General features: G+C 66.6%; 16 protein-coding genes and 1 pseudogene. 12 read left to right on the top strand and 5 right to left on the bottom strand.

Annotation, left to right across the window (positions count from 1 at the left end):
* Positions 1 to 30 precede the first annotated feature (30 nt).
* From M3I56_RS32430 to M3I56_RS41200, 11 genes and pseudogenes are all read left to right on the top strand, one after another.
* Positions 31 to 1,335, top strand: coding sequence for a cyanate transporter (locus M3I56_RS32430; RefSeq protein ID WP_302057089.1), 1,305 nt, complete (start codon positions 31 to 33; stop codon positions 1,333 to 1,335).
* Positions 1,336 to 1,581: 246 nt separating this feature from the next.
* Entirely contained in the window at positions 1,582 to 1,914 is a 333-nt protein-coding gene (locus tag M3I56_RS32425) for a hypothetical protein (protein WP_254357486.1), read from the top strand.
* Between the two features lie 394 nt (positions 1,915 to 2,308).
* Positions 2,309 to 3,001, top strand: a complete 693-nt coding sequence (locus tag M3I56_RS32420; RefSeq protein ID WP_254357485.1) for an NADPH-dependent FMN reductase — start codon at positions 2,309 to 2,311, stop codon at positions 2,999 to 3,001.
* Positions 3,002 to 3,356: 355 nt separating this feature from the next.
* Positions 3,357 to 3,572 carry a hypothetical protein gene (locus M3I56_RS32415; protein ID WP_028202602.1) on the top strand — a complete coding sequence of 72 codons (216 nt, stop codon included), beginning with the start codon at positions 3,357 to 3,359 and terminating at the stop codon, positions 3,570 to 3,572.
* A 63-nt stretch (positions 3,573 to 3,635) separates the two neighbouring features.
* Positions 3,636 to 3,947, top strand: a pseudogene (locus M3I56_RS32410) (ferritin-like domain-containing protein); the annotation flags it as partial.
* A 206-nt stretch (positions 3,948 to 4,153) separates the two neighbouring features.
* Positions 4,154 to 5,608 carry an indoleacetamide hydrolase gene (iaaH, locus tag M3I56_RS32405; RefSeq protein WP_254357484.1) on the top strand — a complete coding sequence of 485 codons (1,455 nt, stop codon included), beginning with the start codon at positions 4,154 to 4,156 and terminating at the stop codon, positions 5,606 to 5,608.
* Between the two features lie 266 nt (positions 5,609 to 5,874).
* Entirely contained in the window at positions 5,875 to 6,126 is a 252-nt protein-coding gene (locus M3I56_RS32400) for a FeoA family protein (protein ID WP_302057088.1), read from the top strand.
* Positions 6,123 to 7,985: a ferrous iron transporter B gene (locus M3I56_RS32395; RefSeq protein WP_254357482.1), complete on the top strand. Its 1,863-nt coding sequence runs from the start codon at positions 6,123 to 6,125 to the stop codon at positions 7,983 to 7,985. The genes M3I56_RS32400 and M3I56_RS32395 overlap by 4 nt, the downstream gene beginning before the upstream one ends.
* On the top strand, positions 7,982 to 8,281 hold the full coding sequence (locus tag M3I56_RS32390) for a DUF6587 family protein (protein WP_254357481.1): 300 nt from the start codon (positions 7,982 to 7,984) through the stop codon (positions 8,279 to 8,281). Before M3I56_RS32395 ends, M3I56_RS32390 begins: the two co-directional genes overlap by 4 nt.
* Positions 8,282 to 8,434: 153 nt before the next feature.
* A complete protein-coding gene (locus M3I56_RS32385) occupies positions 8,435 to 9,202 on the top strand; it encodes a CDP-diacylglycerol diphosphatase (RefSeq protein WP_375541827.1) in 768 nt (255 codons plus the stop codon).
* Between the two features lie 293 nt (positions 9,203 to 9,495).
* Positions 9,496 to 9,621, top strand: coding sequence for a hypothetical protein (locus tag M3I56_RS41200; RefSeq protein WP_302057087.1), 126 nt, complete (start codon positions 9,496 to 9,498; stop codon positions 9,619 to 9,621).
* A 96-nt stretch (positions 9,622 to 9,717) separates the two neighbouring features.
* On the opposite strand, the gene M3I56_RS32380 is transcribed toward M3I56_RS41200, so the two are convergent.
* The 3 genes from M3I56_RS32380 to galU form a co-directional block, all read right to left on the bottom strand.
* The gene (locus tag M3I56_RS32380) at positions 9,718 to 11,046 is read right to left on the bottom strand and encodes an ATP-binding protein (RefSeq protein WP_254357480.1); all 1,329 of its coding nucleotides are present in this window, start codon (positions 11,044 to 11,046) and stop codon (positions 9,718 to 9,720) included.
* Positions 11,043 to 11,780 (bottom strand): response regulator, encoded by a 738-nt coding sequence (locus tag M3I56_RS32375; RefSeq protein WP_028202613.1) that lies wholly within the window; start codon positions 11,778 to 11,780, stop codon positions 11,043 to 11,045. The genes M3I56_RS32380 and M3I56_RS32375 overlap by 4 nt, the downstream gene beginning before the upstream one ends.
* Before the next feature lie 179 nt (positions 11,781 to 11,959).
* Complete coding sequence (galU, locus tag M3I56_RS32370) at positions 11,960 to 12,904, bottom strand: UTP--glucose-1-phosphate uridylyltransferase GalU (protein WP_254357479.1); 945 nt, start codon at positions 12,902 to 12,904, stop codon at positions 11,960 to 11,962.
* 322 nt (positions 12,905 to 13,226) lie between these two features.
* Between galU and M3I56_RS32365 the strand changes: the two genes are divergently transcribed.
* A complete protein-coding gene (locus tag M3I56_RS32365; RefSeq protein ID WP_254357478.1) occupies positions 13,227 to 14,072 on the top strand; it encodes a helix-turn-helix domain-containing protein in 846 nt (281 codons plus the stop codon).
* A gap of 149 nt (positions 14,073 to 14,221) precedes the next feature.
* Here the strand turns inward: M3I56_RS32365 and M3I56_RS32360 are convergent, their stop codons facing one another.
* Positions 14,222 to 16,231 carry an acetyl/propionyl/methylcrotonyl-CoA carboxylase subunit alpha gene (locus tag M3I56_RS32360; protein ID WP_254357477.1) on the bottom strand — a complete coding sequence of 670 codons (2,010 nt, stop codon included), beginning with the start codon at positions 16,229 to 16,231 and terminating at the stop codon, positions 14,222 to 14,224.
* A gap of 33 nt (positions 16,232 to 16,264) precedes the next feature.
* Positions 16,265 to 17,053, bottom strand: a complete 789-nt coding sequence (locus M3I56_RS32355) for an enoyl-CoA hydratase/isomerase family protein (RefSeq protein WP_254357476.1) — start codon at positions 17,051 to 17,053, stop codon at positions 16,265 to 16,267.
* Between the last annotated feature and the right edge of the window lie 5 nt (positions 17,054 to 17,058).

The raw sequence follows: 17,058 nt of genomic DNA, 5'->3' as shown, positions 1-17,058 counted from the left end.
AACCATAAAGCCACAAAAAGGTTGACCGCATTGAACCCTCTAAACCGCTCCATTCGTTCCCAGACGCCGTCCGGCGACTCGGCCAGCGTGCTTGTGTGGTATGCCGCGATCGTCGCGATCGGCCTGAATCTGCGGCCGCTGCTCACCTCGATCAGCCCGCTCATGACGACCATTCGCAACGACACCGGGCTGAGCTTCTACGGCGTATCGCTGCTCACGAGCCTGCCCGTCGTCGCGATGGGGCTCGGCGCGTTCGGCACCGGCCTGCTCGCGCGCCGGCTCGGCGAGACGCGCGGCGTCGCGCTCGGGCTCGTGGCGATTGCCGCGGCATGCGCGGCCCGCGCGTTCGCCGCCAGCGGCGGCGCGCTCATGCTCACGGCGGCCACGGCCGGTGCGGGCGTCGCGGCCATCCAGGCGCTGCTGCCCGCCGTCATGAAGCAACGCTTCGCCACGCAGGTGCCGCTCGCGATGGGGCTGTTCTCGGCGTCGATCATGGGCGGCGGCGGGCTCGGCGCGAGCCTGAGCCCACTCGTCGCGCGCCTCAGCGGTTCGTGGCATGCGGGGCTTGCCGTCTGGGCATTGCCAGCGCTGGTCGCGCTCGCGATCTGGGGGGTGTTGAACGGCGGGTTCGGAGCAGGCCGGCGCGCACAGCAGGCCGCCACCTCGCCCTCCCAGGAGCATGCCGACGCGGCAACGGTGCCGGTCTGGCGCAAGCGCCGGGCGTGGACGCTCGGTCTGCATTTCGGGCTCGTCAACGGCGGCTATACGAGTCTCGTCGCGTGGCTGCCCGCCTACTATCAGCAGCATGGCGCGAGCGTCGAAGCGAGCGGCTCGCTGCTCGCCGCGATGACCGTGTTCCAGGCCGCCAGCGCGCTGCTCCTGCCGCTCGCCGCGGTGGCGTTCACGGACCGGCGTCCGTGGCTCGTTCTGGGCCTGTGTGGCCAGCTCGTCGGCGTGATCGGCCTCGCCGCATGGCCCGAGGCCGCGCCACTGCTGTGGGTCGCGGCGGCCGGCGCGGGGCTCGGCGGCACGTTCTCGGTCACGCTCGTCACCGCGCTCGACCATTGCGCGGACCACCGCCTGGTCGCGCGCCTCGTCGCCTTCGTCCAGGGTCTGGGCTTCGTGATCGCCGCGCTCGCCCCCATCGTGGCCGGCCGCGTGCGCGACCTCACGGGCGGTTTCACGGGCGCGTGGATCATGCTCGCTGTATCGATCAGCGCGATGATCGTGCTCACGCTCGCGTTCTCGCCGCGCAGCTACGGGCGCTGGCTCGGCTCCCACGGCCCGGCCGGGGACGGCGCGATCGCGCAAAACCGCGCGGCGCTCGACGCCTGAGCCTCCCGCACACCTCAAATCGAGCGTCGGCGCAAGCCCTGCAAGGCGCCCCGCCGGGCCGCGGCGCACCCATGCAACACATCGCCCGCAGCACGTCGTGAAACGTTTGCATAAGCGCCTGTATGAATGTACAGTGCGTGCAGCCGGCCGTCCGTGCCGCCCGGTCGCCGTACCGGGTTACGCCGCTCCATCGCGCCCCGGTGCATGGTGCGGCCCCGGCCTGTATATCGAAACGGAGAACACGACGTGCGATTCTTCATCACGGGGACCTTGCTGGGCGTCCTCGCGTCCACCGCGGTCGCCGGGGAACACTACATCGAGATCTGGAATCCGCCGGAAGCGCGCACGCCCTCGGCGCATGCAGGCAATGCCGGCAAGAAGGCGCATCACGGCACCAAGCACAGGCTTGCCTCTGCCGACAAGCTCACCACCCGCAAGATCGCCGAACCGGCTGTGCGCGCTCCGGCGCCCACGCTGCCGGCCACGCCGGGCGCCCCCGGGCGCACCGCGCCGGGCAACGGGACCCTGCCGGAAATTCCGCCGCAAATCGGCCCCGATGGCAACGTGCTGACGGTGTGAGCTAGCGCGTCAAAGCACGACATACAGCGCGGCACGCAGTTGCCGCAATCACGGCCTCGAAGACCTCAAAGCGCCGCCCGTTCCCGTCTCCAGAAAAAAACAGCCCCGTCACCGGAGAAGTGCGGGGCCGAATCCCATGTCAAGGAGATGTCATGGAGGAGACGGCTTCATCTTAGCCACGGCCCGCCGCGTGTCCAACCAATGGTTTCGCATATGCATTTCGGACCGCATGGCGCAGCGCAACCTGGCGCTGCCGGCATATAGATAGAACAAAAAGTCGTTTCGCGCCGCGCAGCGGGCTCTCTAAGATGACCCTTTCCAGCCTGCCAGGCTTCGTGGCTGCGTTGCCCGATCACGCGCGAGCCAGGTCTCATCGCATTTCCGGGGGTCCCCCTTGAGCATTTCCGATTCGCATCGCCGCCCGCTCGTGGTGGGCATCGGCGGCACGACGCGCGCCGCCTCGTCGACCGAGCGCGCGCTCGCTTTCGCGCTGCGCGGCGCCGAAGACGCCGGCGCGCGCACGCAATTATTCGGCGGCACGTTCCTGCATACGCTGCCGCACTATGCGCCCGAAGACCCCGTTCGCACCGACGCCCAACTCGAACTGATCGAAGCCGTGCGCGCCGCCGACGCTGTCATCATCGCGACGCCCGGCTATCACGGCGGCATTTCCGGGCTCGTGAAGAACGCGCTCGACACGCTCGAAGAACTGCGTGCAGACAATCGCCCATACCTCGACGGCCGCGCGGTGGGCTGCATCGTCACGGCCTATGGCTGGCAGGCCACGGGCTCGGTGCTGACCTCGCTGCGCTCGATCGTGCACGCGCTGCGCGGCTGGCCAACGCCGTTCGGCGCGGGCATCAACACGCTGGAGACTCGCTTCGAGAGCGCGCAGCAATGCTCCGACGGCAAGGTCGCCGAACAGCTTGCCACGGTCGGCCGCCAGGCGGCGCAGTTCGCGCTCGCGTTCGGCGGCCAGGGCCAGGAACACTACGCGGCGCCGCTGGCGAGCGCCTTGAACAGCGTCGGCGGCGCGCAGGCCGCCAACGCGCCGCGCACCGACAAGCGCCTGAGCCTCGCCGTCTGACACGCTGCCCGACCTCTCCTGTTTGCCCACCCGCACGCCGTCGACGCGCGGGGCGGGAAACGTTCCCTAACCCACATTGCCGGCCTCGCGCGGCGCGCATCGCGTGCGCCATCCCACAGACGCCGCCTACCGCCCGGTCCACATTGAAGCCAGATTCACCCCCTCGCCTCATCCGGATCATTCTGCTGACCGTCCCAGGCCACACGTGATTTGCTTGCGACGAATGATTGGTTCCATCGACATACGGCGGCCCGTAGGCTGGTCCGTGTCGGCACCGTGAGTGAACAGCAAATACACGCGTCACTCCGAAAGAGAACCCGAGCAAATCAGCAGAAGATCAGCAGGAAGCGCGGCCATGAACACACCATTACGCTACAAAGGCTACGTCGTCGCCCCCAGCGCGCAGCAACTCCCGAACGGCCTTTTTGCCGCCAATCTCACCATTGGCACGCAGCCGGGCGCGCAGCATTCGTTCGACGAGCTCGATTACTTCTTCGAAGAAAGGCACGCGCTCGCCTACGCGTGCCGCTGGGCGCGCATGTGGATCGACCAGCAGCGGCGCTGCGCGTGAGGGCGCATGCTTCCTTACGGTTGTGACAGAATAGGAGTCATACCCCCTTCACGTTAGATGCTCATGTCCGAAACCCTGACGCATCGGGACGAAGGCGCAGCCTTCATCTCCGAGAAGGACGCCGCGCTGCGGCGCTGGACTCGCGACACGCCAGGGCCCATCAGGATCGGATCGGACGAACACCGCAAGCTGTTCTGCCGGATGCTGCTCGACACCCACGATCCGTACCGCCCCGCCGTGCTCGACTGGCCGAAGCTCGAGCCCGACGCGCTCAGCCGCCTCACGTCGCTGCCGATCTGGGACATCGCGGTACAGACCGAAGGCCGCGCCTCGATCCGCGTGCTGACCTACGCGCAAACTTTGAGCGACTCGCTCGACCCGCGCGAGATGATTGAACTCTGCCTCGAAGAAAACGACGCGCGCCTGTCGCGGCCAACGTTCGTGCCCACGCTCGCACGCTTGCACGCTTCGCGCTGCGCCGCTTGAAGAAGTAGCGCCACAACGTAGGACACGCGTAGCCTGCAGCAACGCGACACGCGTGTTGTTAGCATGGCTGCATAGCCGCACGAGGAGAACGCTGCATGACCTGGACTGTCGACCAGCAACTGGCACTGAGCGCAACGCAAGCCATCGAGGCTATCCACGCGGGGCAACTGAAGGCCGCCGACTACGTCGCCACGCTGCTCGCGCGCGCGCAGGCGCTCTCCAACCTCAACGCGCTAACCGCGCTCGACGTGGAAGGCGCACTCGCCGCCGCGCAGCGCATCGACGCGCTCGGCGCAAACGAGCGCGCGCGTCTGCCGCTCGCCGGACTGCCCGTGGTCGTGAAGGACAACATCAATACGCGTGGCCTGCAAACCTCGGCCGGCACGCCCGCGCTCGAAGGCTTCGTGCCCGCACGTCACGCGCCTTCGGTCCAGCGTCTCGTCGATGCCGGCGCGATCCTGCTCGGCAAGGCCAACATGCACGAACTCGCCTTTGGCATTACCAGTACGAATCTCGCGCCGCATGCGGGGCCCGTGCGCAACCCCTGGGATCCCGAACGAATTCCCGGCGGCTCCTCCGGCGGCACGGCGGCCGCCATTGCGGCGCGCATCGTGCCCGCCGGACTCGGCACCGACACCGGCGGCTCCACGCGCATTCCCGCCGCGCTGTGCGGCATTGTCGGCTTGCGCCCGAGCGTGGGCGACGGCGGCACGCAACGCCGCTATCACGACCCGCAGGCCGTCGTGCCGATCAGCCATACGCGCGACACGGTCGGGCCGATGGGGCGCACGGTAGCCGACGTCGCGCTGCTCGACGCCGTGATCACCGGACACGGCCCGCTCTCGCCGGCCGCCGTGACGAATCTGCGCATTGGCCTGCCCGCGCCGCTGTGGGAAGGTCTCGAAGCCGCGCTCGAAGACGTGGCGCGCGCCGCGCTCGCGAAGTTCGAAGCCGCGGGCGTCACGCTCGTGCCAGTCGAAATGAGCGAGCTGCTCGCGCTGAACGACCGCGTGAGCTATGCAATCGCGCTGCACGAGCCTATCGACGATCTCGCCGCATGGCTCGTTGCGAATCACGCACCGACGCGAACCGTGGCCGAAGTCGCCGCGCGCATTGCGAGCCCCGACGTGCGCGCGGCCTACGATGCCGTGCTCGCCGACACGCGCGGCGGCGACTATCACGCTGCGATGACGGTGTGGCGGCCGCGCCTGCAGCAGCTTTACGCGCAGACTTTCGCGGCCAGCGGCCTCGACGCGCTGCTCTTTCCCACGACGCGCCTTGCCGCCGTGCCGATCGACGAGCTGAACGGTTCGTCTCGCGTGTCGATCGACGGCGCGGCGCCGATCGACGAGATGGAGGCGTATCTGCGCAACACCGATCCCGCGAGCAACGCCGGCATTCCGGGCCTCGCGCTGCCGGCAGGTCTGGTCGACGCGCGCTTGCCAGTCGGGCTCGAACTCGACGGTCCGGCCGGCGGCGACCGCAGGCTGCTCGCGATTGGTCTCGCGTTCGAAGCGATTCTCGGGACGCTGCCTGCACCGGAGATTTGAGCGCACGGGCCACCCTGGCAACGAGCAAGCCACGCGGTGCATTCTTGCAGAGCCGATCATTCAATTAGCCATCCGGATTAAATGGCCTTGGCGCCGGGCACCCGCGCGCAGCCTGCGGCAAATAAGCGCACGCGCCACCGCTACCCCGCCTCGGCCGTGGGTTCCCCGCCCGCATCGACGGACTCAAGACGCATTTGCCGCCACAACTACGGCGCTGCCGCTACAATGAGAACAGTTCTCATTCGTTGTAAGCAAGCCCCTCACCTATGCGTCTGACCGATCTGTCCAAAGGAGCGACCGCCCTCGTGGAGCGTGTCGAGGATATCGATGCCCCCGACCCGATCGCGCAGCGTCTGCGCGACCTCGGCTTCGTTGCGGGCGAGCCCGTGCGCGTGGTTGCACGCGCACCCTGGGGCGCGGACCCGCTGCTCGTGCAGATCGGCTCGACCCGCTTTGCATTGCGGCGCGCGGAAGCGCAGCGCGTGAGCGTGACGACGAACGGGGGGACCGCCCAATGAGCCTGGCTCCTGTTACGCCGCTGCGCGTGGCGCTGGTCGGCAATCCCAACTGCGGCAAGACCGCGCTCTTCAATCTGCTGACCGGCGCGCGCCAGAAGGTCGCCAATTACGCGGGCGTGACGGTCGAGCGCAAGGAAGGACGCTTTGCCACGCCCTCGGGCCGCAAGGTGCAACTGCTCGATCTGCCGGGCGCCTACAGCCTCGATTCGACGAGCCCCGACGAGCGCGTGACGCACGACGTGCTGCTCGGCCGCTACCCGGGCGAGGCCGCGCCGGATCTGATCGTCTGCGTGGCCGACGCGACGAATCTGCGCCTGCATCTGCGCTTCGTGCTCGAAGTGCAGCGCATGGGGCGTCCGATGGTGCTCGCGCTGAACATGATGGACGCCGCGAAGCGCCGCGGCGTCGAGGTGAACGTTGCCGAGCTTGCGCGCCAGCTCGGCATGCCCGTGGTCGAAACCGTGGCCGTGCGGCGCGGCGGCGCGCAAGCGCTCATCGAGCTGATCGAGCGCACGACGGCTGAAAAACCCCAGACGCCAGCAGGAACCGCAACGGCGGCAGCGGCCAACGACGACCTGCACGGCACGGTCCGCACGATCCTCGCGAGCGCCGTGACGATGCCGCGCGCCACCGACGCGCGCGACGACGCCATCGACCGCTTCGCGCTGCACCCCGTGCTCGGCCCGCTGATCCTCGCGTTCGTGATGTTCCTCGTGTTCCAGGCCGTGTATTCGCTCGGCAAGCCGCTCACCGACGCCATCGGCGACGGCTTCACCTGGCTCGGCGCGGCCGCCGGCGCGGCGCTGCCCGACGGCCCGCTGCGCAGCCTCGTGACGGACGCCCTGTTCGGCGGCGTCGGCACCGTGCTCGGCTTTCTGCCCGAAATTCTGGTGCTGTTCTTCTTCATCCTCGTGCTGGAGGAGTCAGGCTATCTGCCGCGCGCGGCCTTTCTGCTCGACCGCATGATGGTGGCGGTGGGGCTCACCGGGCGCTCGTTCATTCCGCTGCTGTCGAGCTTCGCGTGCGCGATTCCCGGCGTGATGGGCACGCGCAGCATTTCCGACCCGCGCGACCGGCTCGCCGCGATTCTCGTCGCGCCGCTCATGACGTGCTCGGCACGCTTGCCCGTCTACGCGCTGCTGATCGGCGCGTTCATTCCACACCGCATGATCTTCGGCGTATTCAACCTGCAGGGCCTGGTGCTCTTCGCGCTTTACGCCGCCGGCATCATCGGCGCGATGGCGGTAGGCTGGGTCATGAAGACCCTGCGCCGCGATCACCGCGAACACGCGCTCCTCATGGAACTGCCCTCGTACCGGCTGCCGCGCGCACGCGACGTCGCCATCGGCCTGTGGGAGCGCGGCGCGATCTTCCTCAAGCGCCTCACGGGCATCATTCTCGCGCTCACGGTGCTGATGTGGTTCATCTCCACCTTTCCCTCGCCGCCCGCAGGCGCGACGCTGCCCGCCATCGATTACTCTATCGCCGGCTATCTCGGCCGCGCGCTGCAATGGCCGTTCGAGCCGCTCGGCTTCAACTGGCAAATGAGCCTTTCGCTGATCCCCGCGTTCGCCGCGCGCGAAACGGCGGTGGCCGCGCTCGCCACGGTGTACTCGGTGGCGGGCGGCGACGCGGATACCGCCGCGCTCGGCCACACGCTTGCGCAGAACTTCTCGCTCGCCAGCGCCCTCTCGCTGATGGTGTGGTTCGCGTTCGCACCGCAATGCATGTCCACGCTCGCCGTGATTCGCCGCGAAACGCGCTCGTGGCGCGCCGTCGTGGTTTCGTTCGGCTATATGTTCGTCGTGGCCTATGCGGCCTCGTTCGTCACGTATCAGATCGCGAGGCACTTCGTATGAGCGCCGGACTCGTCGCTCAATATGCGGTGATCGCGCTGCTCGTGGCCGCGAGCTTCGTCTATACGCTGCGCAAGCTCGCGCCGAAAACGGCCACGCGCCTGCAAGCCGCCGTGGCCGCCATACTGTTGCGCCCGCAACGTGGTGCATTCGCGCAGCGCCTCGGGCGCTTCGTGCAGCCCAAGGGCGCGACCGGCGATTGCGGCACCTGCGGCACCTGCGGCACCTGCGGACCGACGCCTGCGGCAACGGACACATCGAGCACGCAGCCGGTCACGTTGCATCGGCGCCGCAAATAAGCCGCGCCAACCGCGCACAAGCGACTGTCACGGCCATTGCGCTACACTGCGCGCTGCGTCGCGCCGCGACGCGTGCAGGCTTCGCAGTGCGGCGCGTTCGATCGAATGAACCCAGACTTCGTACCGATGCGATCCTTGCGCGTTACCCCTTTCATGCGGATGTCCAGGCTTGCCGTCGCCACGACGGCAGTCGTGGCGCTCGCCGCCACCGGCGCCTGTGTGCGCCTCTCCGCGGTCGACTCCGACGGTCTCTGGAAAGTCGTCGGCGGCCAGTGCGTGCCGAACATGCGCGACAAGGGCAAGCCCGGCCCCTGCACCACCGTCGACTTCCAGAAGCGCTATGCCGTGCTCAAGGACATCGCAGGGCGAGCGCAGTATCTCGTGATCCCCACCGACCGCGTGGGCGGCATCGAGAGCCCCGAGATTCTCTACGGCGGCGCGCCCGAATACTGGGTAGGCGCATGGGGCGCGGGACGCTTCGTGGAGGCGAAGCTCGGCATGCCGCTTGCAGGCGATCAGCTCGGTCTCGAGATCAACTCCTCGGAGCGCCGCACGCAGAATCAACTGCATATCCACGTCGATTGCATGCGACCCGATATTACGAAGGCACTCGCACCGTATGGCGACATGGCGCCGGGCACGTGGCGCTGGACCACGCTCGACGGCTCGCGCTACCGCGTCACGCGCGTGACGAGCCTCTCGGACAACAACAATCCGTTCCGCGTGGTCGAGCGCGATCTCGGCCCGAAACAGACCATGGCCGTGCAGACGATACTCGTGACGGGCGCCGGCCCCGATGCAAAGCGCAACGGCTGGCTCGTCGTGAACAGCGGGCTCGATGTCGACGGCGGAACCGGCACGGCGGAAGGCCTGCTCGACCATTCGTGCAGCCTCGCGCAAACGAAGAGCGCTTCGCAGTAGCGCGCAGTCGCGCCAGGGTGCATTCAGCGTGCGACGCTCACCAGCCAGCGTCGTATCACCTGCTCCTCTTCGGACGTGAAGCCCGCGGCCATGTGCGCCTCCAGCTTCTTCACGCGTGCGCGGCACTGCACCTTACCTGAACTCTTTCCTCGAATTACAAAGCCGCCTCCCGCGGCGAAGGACGGCATACGATTGGGCCGACTGAGTGGCCTGACCAGCCATCTCGGTCGGGCATCGACCATATCGCACATTCACCGGGGGGTTAGACATGTCGATAAGCGAGGTCGAATACAGTGAATTTGAGTTCGTCGAGCGGCACGACGTCCGAGCTTCAGCAATTACTCACGACGCTCGCGAGCAACCTGCAGCAGCAGGGCCCGGGCGCCGCGAGCGGCCTGTTCGTCAGCACGACGGCCTGACCCAAGACGTCCACGAGCGCCCGCTTTTTCAAGCGTTGGCACGTTTGCGCGCCGGTCCGCAAGGGGCTCGGCGCGCTTTTTTTTCGTGGCGGCGTATCAGCCGTGGGTGACAGGAAAGTTGAGCTTTACGAGCAGGCCGCCGTCGGGATGGTTCTCGACGTCGCATTGGCCGCCGCTGTCGCGCGCGAGCCGTGCGACGATGGCCAGTCCGAGGCCGCAGTGACCTTCGCCGCCACGCGCCGCATTCAGGCGTACGAACGGCCTCATGGCGGCGGGAATGCGCTCGGGTTCGATGCCGGCGCCGTGATCGCGTACGCGTATCAGGAACGCCCCGTCTTCGATCGCCGTCGAGATTTCGACCGGCGGGGCGCCATACTCGAGCGCGTTGTCGACCAGATTCGTGACGAGCCGGTCCAGCGTGACCTGCGGCAGCTTGAACCGGGGACCGGCGCGCAGATCGAGCACGAACAGCGGCCCGTTACCGCCCTCGATTTCGTCAGGATTGCCAAACTGGCTTTGCAGAAAACCGTCGACGCCCAATAGCCTGCCCGCGTCGGGCGACTGTTGCGCGAACTCCAGAAACTGCTGGACGATGTGGGTGAGCGAATCGACGTCGCGCAGCATGCCGTTGCGCTCCGCCTCCTCGGCCATCAGGGTCGCGCGCAGCTTGAGCCGCGTCAGTGGTGTCTTCAGATCGTGAGCAATGCCGCTCAGCATCACCACGCGGTCATCTTCGGCCTCGTTCACGCAGCGCATCATGTCGTTGAACGATGCGCTCACGTCGCGCAGTTCGCGCGGCCCCTTGCCTTCGAGCGGCGCAATGCGCTCGCCGGTGCCGAACCGCCGCGCCGCCTGGGCGAGGCTCGCGAGCGGCTTCTGGATCTGCCAGGCAGCCAGGAACGACAGCGTGAGCGCCGCCAGCAGCATCGAAATCCCTTCGATGACAAAGCGCGGCGGCGGCGGAATATCGACCGGCACGACGACCCAGCTCGTGCTGCCCGGAAAGCGCACCCACAGTTGCGGCGGGCGCGCGTCGTCCACGGCGAACTGCGTGCCGGGCGGCAATTGTTCGCGCAGATGACGCGTCAAGTCGACTAGCGGCCTGCGCGTCGGTTCGTGCAGATGCGTGTCCTTGGGCACGTTCCACATCGGCACGCGGTGCACGCGCAACACGTCGCTCAGGTCGCCGCCCTTCGGCGGCTCGAGCGAACCGCCGAGATGCACCGGGGGCGGCAGCGTGCCGCCCCCGACGTGCTCTTCGCTGGCCACCCGCAGCGCGAGCAGGACACCACGCGCGAAACCATCGACTTCATGGCGCGGCGGCTGGCGGGCAAGCAGCAAAAACCAGCCGAGCTGCATGGAAAGCAAAACCGCCGCCGAGAGTAATGCCATGCGCCCGAACAGCGTATTCAACGGACTTCTCACTGAATTGCTGCGCCGTGCGCCTCCGAATAATTCGCCGGGTCCGGCACGAATACATAGCCCTTGCCGCGCACGGTCTGGATATGGCGCGGATTCGACGGATCGGCCTCGATCACGCGGCGCAGGCGCCAGATCGGCACGTCGAGGCTGCGTTCGTGGAACTCGCGCTCGTCGCGATGCACGATATCGTGGATCAGCGTGCGCGAAAGCACTTTGTAGGGATGCGTGGCGAATACCTTCAGCAACGCGAATTCGCTTTCCCTCAGCGGGATTTGCGTGTCGCCGCAGGAGAGCGTGCGCATCGTGAAGTCGAGCTCGAAGTCGCCGAACCGGTAGCGCCGGCGTGCCTCGGGTGCGCTGGCGGTCGAGGGGCCGCGCCGCCGCAGGATGTTCTGGATGCGCACGAGCAGTTCATGCGGATCGAAGGGCTTGGGCAAGTAGTCGTCCGCGCCCAGCGAGAGCCCGCGAATGCGGTCGCTCACGGCGCCGCGCGCGGTGACGAAAATGACGGGAATGTCGTCGCCGGCCGCGCGCAAGGCGGCAATGGCCTCGAGGCCGTCGGTCTCCGGCATCATGATGTCCAGCACCACAATGGACGGACGTTCGCGCTCGAGGCGGCGCTGGAGGTGGACGCCGTCATGCAGCACGGCCGTATCGAAGTTATGCGAGCGCAGGAAGCGGCTCAGCAGATCGCGCACGACGGGATCATCGTCGACAATGAGGACGCTGGGGTTCATGCCGCGATTTTAAAGCAGTGCGGGGGGCGGAACCTTGCACCGTTTCTTACCAATCCTTTCTTCGCATCGTCTTGAAAAAGGGTGACATCGTCAGATCCCACCCGGCCAAAACGACGTCAGGTTATCGAGGCTGCGCGTTCGCGAGTATCGTTCAATTCTCCTATGCAACTGGCACGGCTTCAATGCGCGAGCCCGGGCGCGACCGGTGCCGGTTGGCTCAGCATCGAACTCGCGGCCCACGCACCCAGTTGCGCCGCGCCAATGCGCTCACGCAGCCACGCGTCGAAGGTTTCCTGCAATTCCGCATGCCGCAGGGCGAAGTCGACCGTCGCCTGAACATAGCCGAGCTTGGTGCCGCAATCGTAGCGTTTGCCAACGAACTCGTAGGCCAGCACCTGCTCCTCTTCGCGCATTGAATGAATGGCGGGCGTGAGTTGAATCTCGCCGTTCATATCGGGTTTCAGCGCGCGCAAATGTTCGAAGATGCTTGGCATGAGCACGTAACGTCCGGCCACACCGAAGCTCGACGGCGCCAGTTCGGGCGTAGGCTTTTCAATGATGCGGCTCACGCTGATCACGCGCTCGTCCCAATGCCGGCCGTCGATCACGCCATGACTCGTCGACTCGCACGACTCGAATTCTTCTACGGCGAGAACCGAGGAATCGTAATGGCTGAAGATATGGACCATTTGCGCGAGAACCGGAGGCTTGCCGTCGAGCAGATCGTCGGCGAGCACGACCGCAAACGGTTCGTCGCCAATCAGCTTTTCCGCGCAAAGCACGGCGTGCCCGAGACCGAGCGGTTCGGCTTGCCGGACATAGACGCACTCGACATTGGCCGGCTTGATGCTCTGCACGAGTTCGACGAGATTCTGCCTGCCGCGCGCCCTCAGCACGTGTTCGACCTCGTAGGACCTGTCGAAATGATCTTCGATGACGCGCTTTCCGCGGCCCGTCACAAAGATCAGTTCGGTAATGCCTGCACCGATGGCTTCTTCAACGGCATATTGGATGAGCGGCTTGTCGATGACCGGCAGCATTTCCTTCGGGCTCGCCTTCGTTGCCGGCAGAAAGCTCGTATCGATTCCCGCCACCGGGAACACAGCTTTACGAACACCAAGCATGATGACCTCACCTGTCTCGTAGAGGGGCGATACGACCATGGTGAAGGACGCGGGTTTTGCATTCCGACCCCGTACCCCCCATGGCGAGTCAGCTCGGCGACAAGTTCCCAGGGTTCGGCCGGAAAGGTCTGCCGAAAAGCCAAACTCAATCATCGCACTGTTTTTGCGCGACGTGCGCGCGAGTGATGCCGGCCGCATGCGGCGCAAGCAAAGCGCGCGATTCCTGCGCCGCCCGCCGATTACATCGCATGTAATTGGCGAGCCGCGCATCTGCGCCTATCCTCAACACATGATCGAGTCAGCAGCCAACCTCGGAGAACCGATGAACTCCACGCGCCCCGACCCAAACCCGCCACAAAGCGAACTTGGCGCCCTGCTGCGCTATTGGCGGGATGCGCGTGGCGTGAGTCAGCTCGATTTGTCGCTGGACGCCGGGATTTCCCAGCGGCAAATCAGCTTTATTGAAAGCGGGCGCAGCGTGCCGGGCCGTGACACGCTGCTGACCCTTGCACAGGCGCTCGACGTGCCGCTACGCGAGCGCAACGCCCTGCTGCTCGCCGCCGGCTACGCGCCCGTCTATTCGGAAGCGCCGTGGAACGCACAGGAAATGCAGCACGTCGTGCGCGCGCTCGAGCGGGTCATTCGCCAGCACGATCCGTTTCCGGCCATCGTCATGGACCGGCACTGGAACGTGCTGATGACCAACGACGCCGCGCCGCGCTTCTTCGGCCACTTCATCGACATGGCGGCGCACCCAAGCCCGCGCAACTTGCTGCGTTTGATGTTCGATCCTCAGGGCATGCGTCCATTCCTCGCGGACTGGGAGAACGTTTCGCGTAGCTTGCTGCAACGCGTGTATCGCGAAGCGGTCGGCTGTGTGATCGACGAAGAAACACGCACGCTGCTCGACGAATTGCTCGCGTACCCCGGCGTGCCAGGCGACTGGAAAGCGCGTTATGGATCGGCCGGCACGCCCACCATGCCGGTCATTCCGCTGAGTTTCATCGACGACGGCAGTGTCCTTCGCTATTTCTCGATGGTGACGAGCGTGGGAACGCCGCAAAACATCGCCGCCCAGGAATTACGCCTCGAATGCATGTTCCCCGCCGACGACGCCACCGAAGCGCGACATCGGGAACTGCTCGCGGCGCATGCGAAGGAACACTGAGCGGTTCTCATCCGCAAGCGCGAAAAAAAGGGCGCTCCGCTTTAGCAGAGCGCCCCAGGGCAAAACTCTCACGGCGTTCTCCGGCTACACGGGAAGCCGGAAGGAACTCATGGTCCAGCAAGTCAGACCTCAAGCGGCCTCAAGCGTCCTCAAGCCGCTTCGAGCACGAGCAATTGCGCGCCATCGGCCACCTGGTCGCCTACGCCATACAAGACTTCGGTGACCTTGCCAGCCGCAGGCGCGCCAATGGTGTGCTCCATCTTCATCGCCTCCATGACGATGAGCGGCGCGCCCTTCTCGACCACAGCGCCCGGCTCGACCAGCACGGCGATCACCTTGCCCGGCATGGGCGCAGTCAGACGGCCCTCGCCGTGCTCCGTGTCGGCCGCATGCGCGAGCAGGTTCTGCCACTCGAACGCCATCGCCGTGCCGAGGCAGAACACATGAAACACGTCGCCGTCGATGAATACGCGGCCCGATACGCGCTTGTCGCCGATGGTCGCGCCGTATTCGTCCACGCCCTCGCCGCGCCACCACGTGTAGCGCGCCGCGTGCGCCGCATAGGCCAGGGTTTCCTCGCCGCCGTCATGCGTATGCGCCACCGTGAACGCGGTGTCGCTTTCGATGTCGCGCCAGGAGAGTGATTGCGCGAAGCCGCTATTCAGGCGCCAATGCGAAAGCGACTGCCACGGCGACGCACCATGCGCCGCGCCGCCCTCACGGCCAAGCAGCGCCGCACACGCGAGCGCGAGCGCTTCGCGAACTGGCTTCTGCTGCGCAGAGAACAACGCGTCATGGTTACGCTCGATCAGGCCCGTGTCGAGATCGGCGCTTGCGAAAGGCTCACAGGTCACGAGCCGCTGCAGAAATTCGACATTCGTATGCGGCCCCACCACCTCGCACGCTTCGAGCGCACGCTTCATTCGCGCAAGCGCGTCCTCGCGCGTGGCGCCGTGCACGATCAGCTTCGCGATCATCGGATCGTAGAACGGCGTGATGGTGTCGCCTTCGCGCACGCCGCTGTCGATGCGCACGCTCGCGCGCTGGCCCGCGTCGCCGAGCCGGAACTCGACGCCCTCCGGCATGCGCAGATGCTTGAGCGTGCCCGTGGAGGGCAGGAAGCCGCGCGCCGGATTTTCCGCGTAAATGCGCGCCTCGAGTGCATGGCCCGTGATCGACAACTGCGACTGCCCGAGCGGCAGCGGCTCGCCCGCCGCCACGCGCAACTGCCATTCGACGAGATCGAGGCCCGTGATCATCTCCGTCACGGGGTGCTCGACCTGCAGGCGCGTGTTCATCTCCATGAAGTAGAAGTCGGTCCCCGTCATGATGAATTCGACGGTGCCCGCGCCCTCGTAATGCACGGCGCGCGCAGCGGCCACGGCCGCCTCGCCCATGGCGCGGCGAACGCCGTCTTCGAGACCCGGCGCGGGCGCCTCTTCGAGCACTTTCTGGTGACGGCGCTGCACTGAGCAGTCGCGGTCGAACAGGTAGACGGCGCCGCCATGTTTGTCGGCGAACACCTGAACTTCGACGTGACGCGGCCGCGTGAGGTACTTCTCGATCAGCACGCGGTCGTTGCCGAAGCTGCTGGCCGCCTCGCGCTTGCACGAGGCGAGCGCCGCCGCGAAGTCCTCGCTGCGCTCGACCACACGCATGCCCTTGCCGCCGCCGCCCGCGCTCGCCTTGAGCAGCACGGGGTAGCCCATTGTATCGGCTTCGCGCTGCAGGAGCGCGGGGTCCTGGTCGTCGCCGTGGTAGCCTGGCACGAGCGGCACGGCCGCCGCATGCATCAGCGCCTTCGCGGCCGCTTTCGAGCCCATGGCGGCGATCGCCTCGACCGGCGGCCCGATGAAGACGATGCCGGCCGCTTCGCACGCGCGGGCAAAGTCTTCGTTCTCCGAAAGAAAACCGTAGCCGGGGTGAATCGCTTGCGCACCCGTGGCGCGCGCGGCTTCGATGATGCGCTCATAGCGCAAATAGCTTTGTGCCGCGGCCGCTTCGCCGATATGCACGGCTTCGTCGCAGGCCGCGACGTGCTTGGCGTTCGCGTCGGCGTCCGAGTATACGGCCACGCTCTTTACGCCAAGCCGCCTGCACGTCGCCGCAACGCGGCACGCAATTTCGCCGCGGTTGGCGATCAGGATTTTGTTGAACATGTGCTGTCCTCGCTTCGTTTCCTGCTTCTTGCCTTATTGATCGCGCCAGCGCGGCGTGCGCTTTTCAAGGAACGCCGACACGCCGTCGCGCCCCTCCTCGCTCGCGCGAATACGCGCGATGCGAACGGCGGTGTCTTCGATCAAGGCGTCGTCGATCGTCTGGCCGGCGATGTCCTGCACGAGCTGCTTGCACTCGCGCACGGCATTCGGGCTGTTCGCACAGAGCGTTTCGGTGATGCGTTGCACGGTGGCGTCGAGGGCTTCGGCGCTCACGGCCTCGCTCACGAGGCCAAGCCGCTGCGCGGTGGCGCAGTCGAAGGCTTCGGCCGTGACGAAGTAGCGGCGCGAAGCCTGCTCGCCCAGCGCGCGGATCACATAAGGTGCGATCGTGGCGGGCATCAGGCCGAGGCGCGCTTCGGAAAGGCAGAAGTGCGCGGTCTCCACGGCCACCACGATGTCCGCCGCACACACGAGGCCCATGCCGCCCGCGTAGGCGTCGCCATGCACGCGTGCGACGACCGGCTTCGGGCAGCGGTAGACAGCCGAGAGCATCTTCGCGAGACGCATGGCGTCCGCGCGATTCTCTGCGTCGGAGTAGCCGGCCATCTTGCGCATCCAGTTCAGGTCCGCGCCTGCGCAAAAGGCCTTGCCGTTGCCGGCGAGCACGATCGCGCGCACATCGTCGCGCGCGCCGAGCGCGGTGAACGCAGCCGTGACGTCTGCGATCATCGCTTCGTTGAACGCGTTGCGCACCTCAGGACGATTGAGCGTGACAGTCGCCACGTGTCCGGCGAATTCTACGGTAAGCGTTTCGTATTGCATTGTCT

It is taken from the genome of Paraburkholderia sp. CNPSo 3281, from assembly GCF_024206515.1.
Taxonomy (GTDB): Bacteria; Pseudomonadota; Gammaproteobacteria; order Burkholderiales; family Burkholderiaceae; genus Paraburkholderia; species Paraburkholderia nodosa.
Note: the sequence above shows the minus strand (reverse complement) of the source record. Positions and strands in the feature narration are given on the sequence as shown.

Coding starts and splice junctions, on each gene's coding strand:
- M3I56_RS32415 (WP_028202602.1), top strand. CDS start 3,357: ATGAACACACCATTACGCTACAAAGGCTACGTCGTCGCCCCCAGCGCG.
- iaaH (WP_254357484.1), top strand. CDS start 4,154: ATGACCTGGACTGTCGACCAGCAACTGGCACTGAGCGCAACGCAAGCC.
- M3I56_RS32400 (WP_302057088.1), top strand. CDS start 5,875: ATGCGTCTGACCGATCTGTCCAAAGGAGCGACCGCCCTCGTGGAGCGT.
- M3I56_RS32395 (WP_254357482.1), top strand. CDS start 6,123: ATGAGCCTGGCTCCTGTTACGCCGCTGCGCGTGGCGCTGGTCGGCAAT.
- M3I56_RS32390 (WP_254357481.1), top strand. CDS start 7,982: ATGAGCGCCGGACTCGTCGCTCAATATGCGGTGATCGCGCTGCTCGTG.
- M3I56_RS32385 (WP_375541827.1), top strand. CDS start 8,435: ATGCGGATGTCCAGGCTTGCCGTCGCCACGACGGCAGTCGTGGCGCTC.
- M3I56_RS32375 (WP_028202613.1), bottom strand. CDS start 11,780: ATGAACCCCAGCGTCCTCATTGTCGACGATGATCCCGTCGTGCGCGAT.
- galU (WP_254357479.1), bottom strand. CDS start 12,904: ATGCTTGGTGTTCGTAAAGCTGTGTTCCCGGTGGCGGGAATCGATACG.
- M3I56_RS32365 (WP_254357478.1), top strand. CDS start 13,227: ATGAACTCCACGCGCCCCGACCCAAACCCGCCACAAAGCGAACTTGGC.
- M3I56_RS32360 (WP_254357477.1), bottom strand. CDS start 16,231: ATGTTCAACAAAATCCTGATCGCCAACCGCGGCGAAATTGCGTGCCGC.
- M3I56_RS32355 (WP_254357476.1), bottom strand. CDS start 17,053: ATGCAATACGAAACGCTTACCGTAGAATTCGCCGGACACGTGGCGACT.